Origin of the sequence: Streptomyces sp. NPDC001852 (assembly GCF_042891825.1) — a bacterium.
Classification (GTDB): Bacteria; Actinomycetota; Actinomycetes; order Streptomycetales; family Streptomycetaceae; genus Streptomyces.
In genome coordinates this window covers 49,605-63,849 of record NZ_JBIATN010000009.1, presented here as the reverse complement: position 1 = coordinate 63,849, position 14,245 = coordinate 49,605, and the positions used below count along the sequence as shown (strand labels likewise).

15 protein-coding genes are annotated in these 14,245 nt (G+C 72.0%); 10 read left to right on the top strand and 5 right to left on the bottom strand.

Annotation, left to right across the window (positions count from 1 at the left end):
* Window positions 1-2: 2 nt before the first annotated feature.
* Together sdhC and ACFYZB_RS17330 are read right to left on the bottom strand one after the other, a co-directional pair.
* Window positions 3-383 (bottom strand): succinate dehydrogenase, cytochrome b556 subunit, encoded by a 381-nt coding sequence (gene sdhC, locus ACFYZB_RS17335; RefSeq protein WP_145483083.1) that lies wholly within the window; start codon window positions 381-383, stop codon window positions 3-5.
* A gap of 193 nt (window positions 384-576) precedes the next feature.
* Window positions 577-1,149, bottom strand: coding sequence for a 2-oxo-4-hydroxy-4-carboxy-5-ureidoimidazoline decarboxylase (locus tag ACFYZB_RS17330; protein ID WP_388759173.1), 573 nt, complete (start codon window positions 1,147-1,149; stop codon window positions 577-579).
* 154 nt (window positions 1,150-1,303) lie between these two features.
* Here ACFYZB_RS17330 and ACFYZB_RS17325 point away from each other — a divergent pair, with 154 nt between their 5' ends.
* The 7 genes from ACFYZB_RS17325 to ACFYZB_RS17295 all read left to right on the top strand — a co-directional run bounded on the left by ACFYZB_RS17325 (window position 1,304) and on the right by ACFYZB_RS17295 (window position 7,802).
* Window positions 1,304-2,959: a family 20 glycosylhydrolase gene (locus ACFYZB_RS17325; protein ID WP_388759171.1), complete on the top strand. Its 1,656-nt coding sequence runs from the start codon at window positions 1,304-1,306 to the stop codon at window positions 2,957-2,959.
* 139 nt (window positions 2,960-3,098) lie between these two features.
* A complete protein-coding gene (locus ACFYZB_RS17320; RefSeq protein ID WP_388759169.1) occupies window positions 3,099-3,797 on the top strand; it encodes a DUF4328 domain-containing protein in 699 nt (232 codons plus the stop codon).
* Window positions 3,798-3,889: 92 nt separating this feature from the next.
* Entirely contained in the window at window positions 3,890-4,459 is a 570-nt protein-coding gene (locus tag ACFYZB_RS17315; protein ID WP_388759167.1) for a hypothetical protein, read from the top strand.
* A gap of 212 nt (window positions 4,460-4,671) precedes the next feature.
* The gene (locus ACFYZB_RS17310) at window positions 4,672-5,058 is read left to right on the top strand and encodes a hypothetical protein (RefSeq protein ID WP_351210650.1); all 387 of its coding nucleotides are present in this window, start codon (window positions 4,672-4,674) and stop codon (window positions 5,056-5,058) included.
* A gap of 124 nt (window positions 5,059-5,182) precedes the next feature.
* A complete protein-coding gene (locus ACFYZB_RS17305) occupies window positions 5,183-5,764 on the top strand; it encodes a sigma-70 family RNA polymerase sigma factor (RefSeq protein ID WP_351210652.1) in 582 nt (193 codons plus the stop codon).
* A gap of 269 nt (window positions 5,765-6,033) precedes the next feature.
* On the top strand, window positions 6,034-6,696 hold the full coding sequence (locus ACFYZB_RS17300; RefSeq protein WP_351210654.1) for an RNA polymerase sigma factor: 663 nt from the start codon (window positions 6,034-6,036) through the stop codon (window positions 6,694-6,696).
* Complete coding sequence (locus ACFYZB_RS17295; protein ID WP_388759164.1) at window positions 6,696-7,802, top strand: hypothetical protein; 1,107 nt, start codon at window positions 6,696-6,698, stop codon at window positions 7,800-7,802. Before ACFYZB_RS17300 ends, ACFYZB_RS17295 begins: the two co-directional genes overlap by 1 nt.
* Before the next feature lie 211 nt (window positions 7,803-8,013).
* Here ACFYZB_RS17295 and ACFYZB_RS17290 read toward each other — a convergent pair whose 3' ends face one another.
* A complete protein-coding gene (locus ACFYZB_RS17290) occupies window positions 8,014-8,877 on the bottom strand; it encodes a L,D-transpeptidase family protein (RefSeq protein ID WP_388759162.1) in 864 nt (287 codons plus the stop codon).
* Between the two features lie 79 nt (window positions 8,878-8,956).
* On the opposite strand from ACFYZB_RS17290, the gene ACFYZB_RS17285 reads away from it, so the two are divergent.
* Together ACFYZB_RS17285 and ACFYZB_RS17280 are read left to right on the top strand one after the other, a co-directional pair.
* Window positions 8,957-10,537 (top strand): methylmalonyl-CoA mutase, encoded by a 1,581-nt coding sequence (locus ACFYZB_RS17285; protein ID WP_388759161.1) that lies wholly within the window; start codon window positions 8,957-8,959, stop codon window positions 10,535-10,537.
* Between the two features lie 90 nt (window positions 10,538-10,627).
* Complete coding sequence (locus tag ACFYZB_RS17280) at window positions 10,628-11,209, top strand: Uma2 family endonuclease (protein WP_388759159.1); 582 nt, start codon at window positions 10,628-10,630, stop codon at window positions 11,207-11,209.
* A gap of 13 nt (window positions 11,210-11,222) precedes the next feature.
* On the opposite strand, the gene ACFYZB_RS17275 is transcribed toward ACFYZB_RS17280, so the two are convergent.
* Window positions 11,223-12,593: an FAD-dependent oxidoreductase gene (locus ACFYZB_RS17275; RefSeq protein ID WP_388759157.1), complete on the bottom strand. Its 1,371-nt coding sequence runs from the start codon at window positions 12,591-12,593 to the stop codon at window positions 11,223-11,225.
* A gap of 71 nt (window positions 12,594-12,664) precedes the next feature.
* Here ACFYZB_RS17275 and ACFYZB_RS17270 point away from each other — a divergent pair, with 71 nt between their 5' ends.
* Window positions 12,665-13,315, top strand: a complete 651-nt coding sequence (locus ACFYZB_RS17270) for a TetR/AcrR family transcriptional regulator C-terminal domain-containing protein (RefSeq protein ID WP_388759155.1) — start codon at window positions 12,665-12,667, stop codon at window positions 13,313-13,315.
* A gap of 4 nt (window positions 13,316-13,319) precedes the next feature.
* Here the strand turns inward: ACFYZB_RS17270 and ACFYZB_RS17265 are convergent, their stop codons facing one another.
* Complete coding sequence (locus ACFYZB_RS17265; RefSeq protein ID WP_388759153.1) at window positions 13,320-14,231, bottom strand: class I SAM-dependent methyltransferase; 912 nt, start codon at window positions 14,229-14,231, stop codon at window positions 13,320-13,322.
* Between the last annotated feature and the right edge of the window lie 14 nt (window positions 14,232-14,245).

Genomic DNA, 14,245 nt, shown 5'->3' with positions numbered 1-14,245 from the left:
CGTCAGCTCCCAAAGAGAACGCGGGCGGCGTGGCCGAGGACCGGGTAGATCGCCCCGAGCATCAGCACGATCCAGACACCCATCACGGTCCAGAACATCTGCTTCTGGTAGCGCGGGCCCTTCGACCAGAAGTCGACGGCGATGACGCGCAGGCCGTTGAGCGCGTGGAAGAGGATGGCGGCGACGAGGCCGTACTCCAGCAGCGCGACGATCGGCGTCTTGTACGTGGCTACGACCTTGTCGTAGGCCTCGGGGGAGACACGCACGAGAGCGGTGTCCAGCACGTGAACGAACAGGAAGAAGAAAATGAGGACGCCGGTGACTCGGTGAGCCACCCAGGACCACATTCCTTCCCGGCCGCGGTACAGCGTTCCAGCCGGCACGGAAGAACCCTCCGGGAGCGGGGACTAGGGCCGCGCCGGCTTCTCTGTCGGTCGGGCCCGGCCGGGTACGGTCCACCGGCCCCCAGCATCGTAGCGATGCGCTGCGCTGTGCTTTACGGGGGGCCTACCGGTGTGATCAAAGTGGCACCGGATGGGTGAGGGGGTGGCGGGGCTACGGGGGTGGTGTGTCCTGTTATCTGCCGGGTGCGGGTGCGTTGTGGCTTGTCGCGCCCCGCGGCGGAGCCGCTGATGGGGACAGCCCCGCGCCCGTGAGGAGTTGCGCCAACCGCTCGTTCGCCAGTCGCCGGAGTTCCTCTGCCGCTATCACCCGCTCTTCCTCCGGATCGTTTGTCAATCGTGATCGGATCGCCTCGAGGATGTGGTCGATCGCCTCGTCCGGGTGGGTGGCACCCACGTAGATGACGAACGCGTGTCCGAATCTGGCCTCGTAGGCCGCGTGGGCCGCGCTCAGGGCCATGTGGGCGGCCGAATAGGTGTCCTCCGGCAGTTCGGGAAGGGTCTCGCCGGCCAGGGCCTCCGCAAGATCCGTCGGCGACAGGTCGTACGCCGCCTCGTCCGCCGCGGCCAGGAGAGAGTCCAGGTCGGGGTAGGGGCGGTGGGCCGCGACGCGGTGGGACCAGCGCAGGCTGTGCAGACAGCGCAGCAGAAGGGCGCGTGCCTCGTCGGCGGGCGCCGCGTTGAAGGCGTCGAGGGGCTTGGGGAGATACGGGAGGCGGTGGGCGGCCAGCGTGGGTCCTCGCGTCACATGGGGCGTGGCAGGGGATGCTGTGAAAGGTGTGTCGTCAGGTTATCGAGAGTGGTCACTGTGTGTGCGTGTGATGCCTGAAATTCACTCGGACGGCAGAGTTTCGGAACAGCTGGATGACGAGTGAAGCGGCGAACGGTCGTACGTTGGCAGGGTGACCCAGCACAAGCGCCGTGCTCAGGCGCAGCAGGTGATACGTAAGCGGGCGGTGGTGGCCGCCGCGGTCGTCGGGACCGTCGCGCTCGGTACGGGGGTCGGCGTGTGGGCCTCGGCGGGCGGCGGGAAACCGGAGGGGGGTGCGCGGCAGTCGTCGTCCGGCCGGGTGGCCGGCAGCGCCCCCGGCGGGGCGGCCAGGCCATCGGCGAGTCCGACGCCCAGCCGGGCCTATCCCCTGTCCCAGGCGCCGCGCACGATACCCGCGGTGCGCTCCCACACCGCGGCGCGCGGGCCGGGCTGGAAGCCGCAGAAGGCGGACCGGGTGGTGATCAGCGACGGGGAACTGGCCGACGAGGGGCGGCTGATAGCCGGCGAACTGGGGCTGACCTACGCGGGCGAGAAGGACGACGTGCGGGCGGGGGACGTACGGCTGGCGCTCGGTGGCGGGGGCGGGAACCAGGAGTCGTACACCATGACCGTCCGCGGCGGACGGGTCGACATCAGCGGCCCCGGCGAGGCCGGCGTCTTCTACGGCACCCGCACCCTCAAGCAGGAGGTCCACGGCGGCGGTACGGCCCCGGAGGGGGTCGTCCGGGACGAGCCGGCCAAGCCGGTGCGCGGGTTCAACCTGGACATCGCGCGCAAACCGTTCTCCGAGTCCTGGATGGAGGACCGGATACGGGAGCTGGGGGACCTGAAGTTCAACGAGCTGGGGCTGCACTTCTCCGACGACCAGGCGTTCCGGATCGAGTCCAGCACCCACCCCGAGATAGTCTCCCCGGTCCATCTGACCAAGGCGCAGGTCAAGCGCATCCTGGGCCTGGCGAACAGCCGGCACATCACCGTCGTGCCAGAGATCGACTCGCCGGGTCACCTCGGTGCCGTCCTCGCCGCCCACCCCGACCTCCAGCTGCGCAACGCGAGCGGGGTCGCCACCAAGGGTGCGATCGACATCTCCAAGCCCGCCTCCGCGAAGCTCGTGGACGATCTGCTGAACGAGTACGCGGGGCTGTTCACCGGCAACCAGTGGCACCTCGGCGGCGACGAGTACCAGGCGCTGACCGTGAAGAACCCGCAGACCTCCTATCCGCAGCTCGCGGCCGCCGCCCGGCGGAAGTACGGCTCCGGCGGCACGGTCGCCGACCTCGCCACCGGCTGGCTCAACGACCGCGCAGCCACCGTCCGGGCGCACGGCAGGACCATGCGGGCCTGGAACGACGGCTTCTACCGCGGTACGTCCGTGCAGGCGGCCAAGGACCTCCAGGTCGCCTACTGGACCGGCAAGGAGATCGGCGCCCGGCAGCCCGTCGACTATCTGGGCGCGGGCCGGAAGGTCATCAACTACAACGACGAGTTCCTCTACTACGTCCTCGGCCAGCCGCAGACCTTCGTCTATCCGACCGGGCAGCGGATCTACGAGCAGTGGAACCCGCGGGTGCTGCGCGGCACGACCGCCGTACCGGCGAGCTACGACGGCCAGATCCTCGGCGGGTCGTTCGCGGTCTGGTGCGACTTCCCGAACGCGCAGACCGAGGGCCAGGTCGCGGCCGGCATCCGGATGCCGCTCCGGGCCACGATCCAGAAGCTGTGGGACCCGGGCAGGCCCGCGTTGTCCTGGGCCGGCTTCCGGAACCTGGCGAACCGGCTGGGCTGACGGAACCGGGCTGATCGCAACCGGGTGGACGCGCGGCGCCGTGCGGCCGTATGTTCCGATCTTCACGTGCGCGGCCGGGGGAAGGCCGCGCACCGGTCGCCATCGTCATCGGCACCGTCATCCCGGGGGGAATCCGTTCATGACCTCGCCCATGCCCGCACCACCGTTCGTGCCCGGTGCCGTGCTCCGCTCGCCCGTGGCGCTCGGCCGGGCCACCGCCGTTCTGCTCGGGCTCGTCATCGCCGCCGACGTGTTCGCCTGCTACGCGGATCTCCTGGAGATGGACGCCGCCGGTGACATCGCAGACGGCGCCAGGGGCGTCGGGATGCTGCACCGGGCCGAGCGCGCCGACACCCTCTACCACTGGGCCGGCTTCACCCAGGCGTGGGCGCTGCTCGCCACGGCCGTCGTCTACCTGTGCTGGCTGTGGCGGGTGCGGGTGAACGCCGAGGTGTTCGACCAGTCCGCGCACACCATGGGGCGCGGCTGGACGATCGGCGGCTGGTTCTGCCCGATCGTCAACCTCTGGTTCCCGCGCCGGATCGTGCTGAACATCTGGGACGCGAGCGTGCCTTGGGGCGCGCGGGCCCGGCACGGTCCGGTCAACGCCTGGTGGACGCTGTGGATCATCAGCATCCTCACCGACCAGCTCGCGTACATGAGCCTGCAGCACGCCCACACGGAGCGACTCGTGCACAACGCCGCCGGGCAGATGCTGTTCTCCGACGCGGTCGACGCCGCGGCCGCCGTCCTCGCGATCGTGGTGGTCGTCCGGCTGACCCGGATGCAGGACCGCAAGGCCCTCGCGGGTCCGCTGCCGGTCCCGGTCCTTGGCTGAAAACCTCTGCTGTGACACTCCCGCGCCGTATCACGCAGTAAAGGGAAGTGCGGGCTCCGTAACGGTCGGCGCCCCGGCGAGGGAGACATTTCATGAGCCTGGTGGAACGGATCGCACAGGCCGACGCACGCGGACTGGCCGCCAGCGGGCTGGCTTGTTTGGATCGGTGCCTGCCGCTGCTCGGCACCGACGACGAGCTGCTGCGGCCCCTGTGGGCGAGTCTCGCCGACGGCTCCGACTGGGGCGCGAGCCTGGAGAAGGCCCGGGGGATCCTCGGCGCCGAGGGGCCGGACGGGGCCGACGACGAGGCGGCGCGGCTGGCCCGCCGCATGCTGGACGCGGCCCCGGCCGAGCGCACCGCCGACGCGGTGCGGCCCTGGGCCGACGCCTGCTCGGTCGCCTCCCTGCGCATCCACCGGCTGCTCGACCCCGCGGCGGACGGCACGTCGGCGACCGAGGGGCTCGACGCGGGGCGGGCGGGGGAGACGGCGGATCTGCCTCCGCTGGTCGCCGCGGAGCTGCGCCGGCAGACGGCGGTACTGGACGTCCTCGCCGAGCACGGCCCCAACGGCCTGCGCCGCGCGCTGGACCTGTCGATCGAGGGACGCCGGGTCCTGCGCGCCGTGGTGTCACGGCGGGCCCGCAACGAGTCCGGCACCTGAGAGGCGCAGGGCGCGCCCGGTGAGGGGCGCGGGGCGGTACCGATGTGCGACTCCGCCGCGGGCGCCGCCCGGTCAAACCCCCTTGATTGCGCGAGTCCTGTGGCCGTCCTGCGGTGGGCCTGGGCTGGTCCTGCGACGGTTGGTGAAACGCCTCGTCATCCGGTGACGCCGGAGGCGGGCGGATCGCTCTTCCCTATGTGACAGCCCAGTACGTGACAGCACAGCAGGAGACCAGGCCGCACGCCGCGGCGAAGCCCGTGCGGTGGGCCGCGGACGCCGTGGCGACCATGCGCGAGGGCGCCCGGGTGCGGCTCGACTACTCGGCGCAGAGCCTGTGGCGGGTGGACCGGATGATCGAGGAGATCCGGCGAGAGGGGCCGCCGTACGCCGCCGTCGAGAGCGTGCTGCGCGGGTTCGGCGCCTATGCCGGTGAGGTGATCGTCCGCCAGGCCGGCGCCGAGTGGTGGGCGTCGGGAGGCGACCACTGGGTGCGCACGCCGGACGGGCGGCTCTGGGACCCCATCGAGGAGGCTCGGCGCGTCTACGGCGGCAACGGCTCGCTGCGCCTGCTCTGCCGGGACGCGACCGGCTCCCACTGACCGGCCGGCGCCGGCTCCTCCTCCTTCCCGGCGGGTTCGCGAGGCTGTGACACTTCTGTGAGCCGTGACGCTGATGTCCCTGGGGAAGCGGTACGCACAGAGTCGGCACGGACGAGGACGGTTCTTGGGCCAGGGAGGAGAACCCCGCCGCCGGCAGGCGTACGACGGGGAGCTGGGCGCGGCCGTCGCGCGGGCCCAGGACGGCGACGAGACCGCCTTCGCGGTGGCCTACCGGATCGTGCAGCCCGGCCTGCTCGGCTATCTGCGGGGCCTGGTCGGCGAGGACGCCGAGGACGTGGCCTCCGAGGCCTGGCTGGAGATCGCCCGCGACCTGGGCCGGTTCAAGGGCGACGGCGCCGGCTTCCGGGGCTGGACCGCGACCATCGCCCGGCACCGCGCCCTGGACCTGCTGCGCCGGCGGCGGGTACGCCCCCAGGCCGCACCGCTGGAGCAGGACGCGCTGGAGCTGCCCGGCCGGCTCGACACCCACGACCAGGCCCTGGAGTCGCTGTCCACCGCACGGGCGCTGGAGCTGGTGCGCACCCTGCCGCGCGACCAGGCCGAGGCCGTACTGCTCCGCGTGGTCGTCGGTCTCGACGGCCCGGCCGCCGCACGCGTCCTGGGCAAGCGCCCCGGCGCCGTCCGCACGGCCGCCCACCGCGGGCTGAAAGGCCTCGCCCGGCAACTGGGCGTCCAGGAAAGGTGACGATTCCCACCGCGAAAGGCAACGGCCGGGGCCGCCACCCCCCACAGGAGAGGCCCCGGCCGTCGCGCTGACGAGCCGCTCGCGGCCCGTACTTCCTACAGCGCCGTGCGTGCTGTTTCTGTCACACCCGGCCACCGCCGATCCTCACCCTGCGCACATCCGTACCTGGTCACGAGTTAGTTGCATCTTCTACGGACATGGACGGGGAGCGGTTTCACGCCGTAACGTGCCTTTCGCGCCGACCGGGAAACAGGCGTAAAGGGAGTCAGGTGCTGGGGGACGACGCGGAGCTGACCGCCGCGGTGCGATCGGCGCAGGACGGTGACGAGACCGCGTTCCGTACTGTGTACCGTGCGGTGCATCCACGGCTGCTCGGATACGTGCGCACGCTGGTCGGCGATCCGGACGCCGAGGACGTGGCGTCCGAGGCCTGGCTGCAGATCGCCCGTGATCTCGACCGGTTCAGCGGGGACGCCGACCGCTTCCGCGGCTGGGCGGCCCGGATCGCCCGCAACCGCGCGCTGGACCACATACGCATGCGCGGCCGCCGCCCCGCCATAGGCGGCGACGAGACGGAACTCACCGGCCGGGCCGCCGAGTCCGACACGGCCGGCGAGGCCATCGAGGCCCTGGCCACCGGCAGCACGCTCTCCCTCATCGCGCGGCTGCCGCAGGACCAGGCCGAGGCGGTCGTCCTGCGCGTCGTGGTCGGCCTGGACGCCAAGAGCGCCGCCGAGACCCTCGGCAAACGCGCCGGTGCCGTACGCACCGCCGCGCACCGCGGTCTGAAGCGGCTCGCGGAGCTGCTCGGCGACGATCCGGAATCGGCGGGCGTGCTCGACGCGCTCCCGCCCCAGCGAGAACCGCGCGGTCGCGCGGTGTCGTCCGCAACTGTGACGGATACGCGTGCGCGGACGCAGAAGGACATGTGATGGCCGACGAGCAGTACAAGTGGCTGAACCGTGAGACGGCGGAACGCCTGCTGCGCGGCGAGCCGCTGGAAGCCGTCGACCCCTCCGCCCGTGACCAGGCCGAACGCCTCTCCCGGGCGCTCGGCGCGCTGACCTCGCAGACGGACTCCGCCACCGGTGAACTCCCCGGCGAGCAGGCCGCCCTGGCCGCGTTCCGCAAGGCCCGCGAGGCCGCCGGCACCGAACACGGTGCCGTCGGCCGGGCCGACGGCAGCTCCGGCCTGCCCGCGCCCGGCGCCGACGCGGGCCTGGTCCGCATCGGTGCCCCGGCCCGTACCGGAATCCCGGCCCGCCGCCCCCGCTGGGGGCGCCCGCTGCGACTGGCGCTGGCCGCGGCGGTGGCCGTGGGCACGGTCGGCGGGGTCGCCATGGCCGCCGGGACCGGGATGCTGCCCACGCCGTTCGGGCCCGAGCAGCCCGCCACCTCCGTCTCCGCCGACCCGACCGCCAGAACCCCGTCCGCCTCCGTCCCGCAGGGCACCCCGGGCGTGACGCCGGGGCCCGGCGTGCCGAGCGGCGGCGCGGGCACGAACCGCGGTGGCGGCTCCGGCGCGGCGGTCGCACCGGGCGACCGTACCGGCGGGAGCACCGCGCCGGGCACCGGCGAGCCCTCCGGCACTCCCGGCGGCCGCTGGAGGGACGCGGCCTCGGCCTGCCGGGACATCCGGGACGGCAAGGAACTGGACGCCGGCCGCCGGCGCGCCCTGGAGAACCTGGCGGGCGGCACCGCCCGGGTGAGCCGGTACTGCAAGGTCGTCCTGGACACCCTCGGCTCGGTCGACGGCACGATCGGCGGCAAGGGCGACGAGAACGGCGACAAGGGCAAGGACAAGGGCAAGGGCGGCGGCCAGGGCGACGACGAGGGCAGCCCCGGCCAGGGCGGCGACGGCCACCCCGGCTGGGGCGGCAACGGCGGCGGCAAAGGCAACGGCGGCAAAGGCAACGGCGGCGGCAAGGGCCGGCACCGTGACGACGCCGCGCCCACGGCGTTCGCCCCGACCCGCCCCGCCCGCACCACCGGCACCGTACTCGGCCCCGCACCGAGCCCGACGTACACCGCGCTCTGATCCTTCTGCCCCTCTGACCTGCGGTTTCGTGGGCCGCGAAAAATTTTCCGCGCAGGGTGTGACGTTTTTCGAGCCCGGTACGCAGTACTGAGTGAGCCGACTGGTCATCGGCCGTCGCACTGAGCCGGGGTTCCCCCCGTACCCACGGCTCGTGCACCTGGCGCGGGCGGGACACGTTCCCCCGGTCCCGCCCGCGCCCCGCAGTCCCGCCTCACCAGTGGACGATGACTTTGTCGCCCACCCGCACCTGGGCGAAGAGCTGCTGGATCGCCGCCTCGTCCCGGACGTTCACGCACCCGTGCGAGGCCCCCGCGTAGCCGCGCGCCGCGAAGTCGGACGAATAGTGCACGGCCTCGCCGCCACTGAAGAACATCGCGTACGGCATCGGCGAGTGGTAGAGCGTCGACACCCAGTCCCGCTCCTTCCGGTAGATGTGGAAGACGCCTTCCCGGGTCGGCGTGTACTGCGCCCCGAACCGCACCGCCGTCGTCGACAGCGTCCGCCCGTCCACCATCCAACGCAGCGTCCGCGTCGTCTTGTCGATGCACAGCACGCGTCCGGTCATGCAGCGCGGGTCGGGCGCGCCGGCCGGCTGACCGCCCATCAGATACAGCTCCCACATGCCGGGCGTGTGGGTGATCCCCACCAGCCGCTGCCAGGTGACGGTGTCCGTCTGCCCGGTCCGCGGCAGCCCGTGCTTGCCCTGAAAGCCCCGGACGGCCTGCTCGGTCAGCGGGCCGTACGACCCGGACGGCCCGTCGAACAGCCAGGCCGCCTGGCGCAGCCGCGCCTGCAGCTCCCGTACGCCAGGACCGCTGTCCCCGCGCGCGTACAGCACCCGGGGAGCGGGCGCGGCCGGCGACGGCTGCTCCGTCCGGGTGGGCCGCGCCGGGTGACTTCCGGCGGGCTCCGCCGGGCGGCTTCCCGGAATCCGCGCAGGGCTCTGGACGTGCACCGGGGCCCGGGGTTTGCCGTCGGCGTCCGTGGGCTGCGTGGTGCAGCCGCACAGGACGGTGAGGGCGGCGACGGCGGTGGCCGAGGTGAGGACGGCGGCGGGTCTTCGCGTGATCGTCATGCCGGGATGCTTCCCCACGTGACCGCCGCCGAACGACGGGGCATGGTGAGGGGTGACAAGACGTACTCCGGAGGCACCCATGACGCGTGAGTCCGAGTCGGGACTGTCCATCGAGCCGGTCTACGGGCCGCAGGACCTGCAGGGCTGGAACCCGGCCGGGAAGCTGGGCGAACCGGGCACGTACCCCTTCACCCGCGGCGTCTACCCGACCATGTACACCGGCCGCCCCTGGACCATGCGCCAGTACGCCGGCTTCGGCACCGCCGCCGAATCCAACGCCCGCTACCGGCAGCTCATCGCCCACGGCACCACGGGCCTCTCGGTCGCCTTCGACCTGCCCACCCAGATGGGCCACGACTCCGACGCGCCCCTCGCGCACGGCGAGGTCGGCAAGGTGGGCGTGGCGATCGACTCGATCGAGGACATGCGGCTGCTGTTCGACGGCATCCCGCTCGACCAGGTGTCGACCTCGATGACGATCAACGCCCCGGCCGCCCTGCTGCTGCTCCTCTACCAGCTGGTGGCGGAGGAGCAGGGCGCCCGCGCCGACCAGCTGACCGGCACGATCCAGAACGACGTGCTGAAGGAGTACATCGCACGGGGGACGTACATCTTCCCGCCGAAGCCCTCTTTGCGCCTGACGGCGGACATCTTCAAATACTGCACCGCGGAGATCCCGAGGTGGAACACGATCTCGATCTCCGGCTACCACATGGCCGAGGCCGGCGCGTCGCCCGTGCAGGAGATCGCTTTCACCCTGGCGGACGGTATCGAGTACGTCCGTACGGCGGTGGCGGCGGGGATGTCCGTGGACGACTTCGCACCCCGCCTGTCCTTCTTCTTCGTGGCCCGTACGACACTGCTGGAGGAGGTCGCCAAGTTCCGCGCCGCCCGCAGGATCTGGGCCCGGGTGATGCGGGAGGAGTTCGGCGCACGCGACCCGAAGTCCCTGATGCTCCGCTTCCACACCCAGACGGCGGGCGTCCAGCTGACGGCCCAGCAGCCGGAGGTGAACCTGGTCCGGGTCGCCGTACAGGCCCTGGCCGCGGTGCTGGGCGGCACCCAGTCCCTGCACACCAACTCCTTCGACGAGGCGATCGCCCTGCCGACCGACAAGTCCGCCCGGCTGGCCCTGCGCACCCAGCAGGTGCTGGCGCACGAGACGGACGTGACGGCGACGGTGGATCCGTTCGCGGGCTCCTACGCGGTCGAGCGGATGACGGACGACGTGGAGGAGGCGGCCGTCGCCCTGATGCGGCGGGTCGAGGACCTGGGCGGTGCGGTGGCGGCGATCGAGCGGGGCTTCCAGAAGGCCGAGATCGAGCGGAACGCGTACCGGATCGCCCAGGAGACGGACTCCGGGGAGCGCGTGGTGGTCGGGGTGAACCGCTTCCAACTGGACGAGGAGGAGCCGTACGAGCCCCTGCGCGTCGATCCTGCCATCGAGGCCCGCCAGGCGGAACGCCTGGAGAAGCTCCGGGCCGAGCGGGACCAGCGGGCGGTGGACGCGGCACTGGACGCGCTGCGGAAGGCGGCCGAGGGGGAGGAGAACGTCCTGTACCCGATGAAGGAGGCGCTGCGGGGGCGGGCGACGGTGGGGGAGGTGTGCGGCGCGCTCCGCGGGGTTTGGGGGGCGTACGAGCCGTCGGAGGTGTTCTGAGCTGGGTGGTTACCTCGTATGGGTGATCATGGGTGGAAGTCGCCCGATCCCGGCTACGCTCGTGGAGAGTGCTCCCGAAAGGAGGTTGCCGTGGCTGTGATAGAGCGCGAGATGACGATCGCCGAAGCCGCCGACCGTGTCTCCAGCTGGCTGCCCGGACACCGCGTGGAGATCCTCAGAGGGAGCATCATCGTGTCGCCGCCGCCGGATGAGCCTCACCAGGGCACGGTGTTCGAGGTCGGTTATGAGATTCGCAGGGCAGGAGCGAAGGAGGCCGGACTCAAGGTCCGCCCCGGCATCGGCCTGTGGCTTCCGACTGGTCCGGCAGACTACGCGATCCCGGACCTGTCCGTTGTTGATGCCGACATTGCGGACGCGCTTGTCCGGAAGAACTGCTACGCCCCGCACGTCTTCCGCATGGTGTTGGAGGTGACCTCTTCCAACTGGGCCGACGACACGGCCATAAAGCCGGAGCTCTATGCCGAGGCCGGTATTCCCGTGTATTTGGTGGCGGACCGCCGACACGAAGTGGTCCTCCTGTACCAGGACCCGGCTGAAGGCAAGTACCCCGACCCTGTCCGCTACAAGCGGGGCGAGATCGTCCCCCTCCCCGAATCCGTCGGCGTCACCCTCGACCTCCCCGTGGACACCCTCCTCGACGGCGACGACTGACCACCACCCCGGGTCAGATGCCCACCTTGGCCAGGTAGGCCTCGACCCCGGCCGTCGAGTCTCCCGCCCAGCCCACATAGCCGTCCGGGCGGACCAGGAAGACGCCCGGGCCGTATGACGCCGGGGCCGTGGGGACGGATCGGACGCTGGTGATCGAGGTCTCCGCGCCCAGCAGCGTCCAGTGCGGCCCCCGGAACGTGTCGAAGAGACGGACGCCGGACACCGTGCCGTCCGGGGCGCGGTCGCCCGCCCGTACGCCGTTCGGAGCCTCCCGCGTCTCCACGCTCAGTGACGACTCCCGGTAGCCCAGCCCCAGTTGCATCGTCGCCCTTCCGCGCCGTACCTCGCCGCGGTGCACGCCCGTCGAGAGGTCCAGCATGGCCGCGGCGTTCGCCCGGCGTTCCTCCTCGTAGGTGTCGAGAAGCGCGTCCGGCGCCCCGGCCCGCAGTACCGCGCCCAGCTTCCAGCCCAGGTTGTAGGCGTCCTGGACGCTGGTGTTCAGGCCCTGGCCGCCGGCCGGGGAGTGGACGTGGGCCGCGTCGCCCGCGAGGAAGACCCGGCCGGCCCGGAAGCGGTCCGCGAGGGCGGCGCGTGGACGGAAGTCGGACGCCCAGCGCAGCTCCGTGACGTCCACGGCGTCCAGGTGGGTGTACCCGGCGACGATCTTGCGGATGCCGTCGAGGGACAGGTCGAGGTCCGTGCCCTCCGGGAAGCGCCCCGTCAGCTGGAAGTCCTGGATGGCGGGCAGCGGGCACAGCGTGACCCCGCTGCCGTCGGAGCCCGGGAACGTGTGCCAGTGGTCCCGGTCCAGGCCGCGCAGCCGTACGTCCGCCACCAGGTACGGTGCCGGGTCGACCGTGTCGCCGGTCATGCCCACGCCCACCGCGCGCCGGACCACCGAGCGGCCGCCGTCGGCCGCCACGACATAGCGGGCGCGGATCGTCGTACCGTCGGCGAAGTGCGCGGTCACACCCTTCGGGTCCTGTTCCAGGCCCGTCACCTGGCGCCCGAAGTCGACGCGGCCGCCCAGTTCGGTCAGCCGGGCGTACAGGACCTCCTGCGTCCGCCACTGCGGGACCATCCACGGCTCCGCGTACGGCGTGCCCTGCTCCGCCTCGACCTTCTCGAACACCGGCTGCTCGCCGACCCGCTCGCCGTCCTTCCAGATCATCCGGGCCGGGTACGGGCCGCCCGCCGCCCGGATCGCCTCCACTACGCCCAGGTCGTCGAAGACCTCCAGGGTGCGCGGCTGGAGCCCTTTGCCCCGCGAGCCGGGGAACAACCCCTCCGCCCGCTCCACGACCAGTGCCCGCACTCCGCGCCGGGCGAGGTCGATGCCGAGCGTCAGACCCGTCGGACCCGCCCCCACGATCAGGACATCCATCACCTATCTCCTTAACGTCGTTAAGTGCCGTTGCCCGAGAGCTTGCCCTTAACGCTGTTAAGCTGTCAAGCGTGAGCCCCGAGAAACGCGCCCCCCTGGACCGCCGACGCGTCGCCGACACCGCCCTGCGGCTGCTGAACGAGGTCGGATTGGAGGGGCTGACCCTGCGGGCCATCGCGAAGGAGCTGGACGTCAAGGCGCCCGCGCTGTACTGGCACTTCAAGGACAAGCAGGCGCTGCTGGACGAGATGGCGACGGAGATGTACCGGCGGATGGTCGCCGGCACCGCGCTCGATCCCGCCGACACCTGGCAGGAGCGGCTGCTGAACCTCGGCCGGGGGCTGCGGAGCGTGCTGCTCGGCTACCGCGACGGCGCCAGGGTGTTCAGCGGTTCACGCTTCACGAGCACGGACCACGCTCCCCAGATGGAGGCCGACCTGCGGCTGCTGACGGAAGCGGGATTCACCCTCGCCCAAGCGGTCCACGCGGGCCGGACCGTGAACGCCTACACCGTCGGCTTCGTCACCGAGGAGCAGGGCGTCGTACCCCTCCCGGGCGAGCGCCGGGAGGGGTACGACGTCGAGGAACGCGCCCGGCGCATGGCGGGCCACCCGCTCGCCGCCGAGGCCGGGAAGCTGCTCTTCGACGGCTATGACGAGCAGTACGAGGAGGGGCTGGCGATCGTGATCGCCGGCATCGGGGCGCGGTACGGGATCGGCTGAGCCGTCACCCGCGGACGGCGCGGGCCCTGCGGATCGCCCGGGTGACCACCGGCGGCAGCAGGTCGACGGCGACCCGCCGGACCCGGCTGGTGCCGGGGCGGGGCGCGGGCGCCCCCTGCGGCACAGATACGGGCGAGGGCTCCGTCCCCGCCTGTTCCGCGTGCCTGGACGGCGGGAACTCCGGTGCCCGCATGCCCTTGGACTTCAGCCGGACGATCCGGTGCCCGGCGGCCTCCTGGACGCTCAGGTGGCAGTCGGACCGCTCCCGCACCATGGCCAGCAGCTCCTCCTGGACCGGCTCCGGGTCGCCCCAGGTGCCGTAGAGCTTCTGGGTGCTCAGACAGACGGGACGCAGCCCGCGGTTGAGCACCGCCTCCCAGGTGGCTATCGACACTCCCGGGGTGTGCTCGGAGCGGAAGTCGTCCAGGACCACGATCCCGTCCGGGATCAGCAGCTCGCGGGCGGCTCCGATGTCGCCGTGCACATGCTCGTACAGGTGCGAGGCGTCGATGTGCACGAACCGGCAGGAACGCGGCTCGACCTCGCCGGGCACCAGCGAGCTGGGGCCCTGCAGCACGCGGGGGAGCTCGTCGTGGAAGGAGAGGTAGTTGTCCTCGAAGACGCGCCGGGTCAGCGCGCCGTACGACTTCGCCGACTCGGCCTGGTTGGCGTCGTCCGGGGCGTCGCCCTCGAAGAGGTCGCACACGGTGTACCGCTCGCCCGGCTGCTGGTGCCGGCCGGTGAAGATCGCGCTCTTGCCCATGTAGACGCCGACTTCCAGCAGGTCACCCCGCATCCCTGCGGTCTCCTGCCGGGTCAGGAACCAGTCGAAGAGCACCTGGTCGAGCACCGGGAACCAGCCGGGGACGTCGTCCAGACGGCGGGGCGGGCGGGGTGTTTCCTGGATGGTGGCCATGCGACGGCGCCTGC

Bases quoted from the DNA above. Each gene is read 5' to 3' on its own strand.
- ACFYZB_RS17295 (WP_388759164.1), top strand. From the start codon at position 6,696: ATGGCCGACGAGCAGTACAAGTGGCTGAACCGTGAGACGGCGGAACGC.
- ACFYZB_RS17265 (WP_388759153.1), bottom strand. From the start codon at position 14,231: ATGGCCACCATCCAGGAAACACCCCGCCCGCCCCGCCGTCTGGACGAC.
- ACFYZB_RS17315 (WP_388759167.1), top strand. From the start codon at position 3,890: ATGAGCCTGGTGGAACGGATCGCACAGGCCGACGCACGCGGACTGGCC.
- ACFYZB_RS17285 (WP_388759161.1), top strand. From the start codon at position 8,957: ATGACGCGTGAGTCCGAGTCGGGACTGTCCATCGAGCCGGTCTACGGG.
- ACFYZB_RS17275 (WP_388759157.1), bottom strand. From the start codon at position 12,593: ATGGATGTCCTGATCGTGGGGGCGGGTCCGACGGGTCTGACGCTCGGC.
- ACFYZB_RS17320 (WP_388759169.1), top strand. From the start codon at position 3,099: ATGACCTCGCCCATGCCCGCACCACCGTTCGTGCCCGGTGCCGTGCTC.
- ACFYZB_RS17290 (WP_388759162.1), bottom strand. From the start codon at position 8,877: ATGACGATCACGCGAAGACCCGCCGCCGTCCTCACCTCGGCCACCGCC.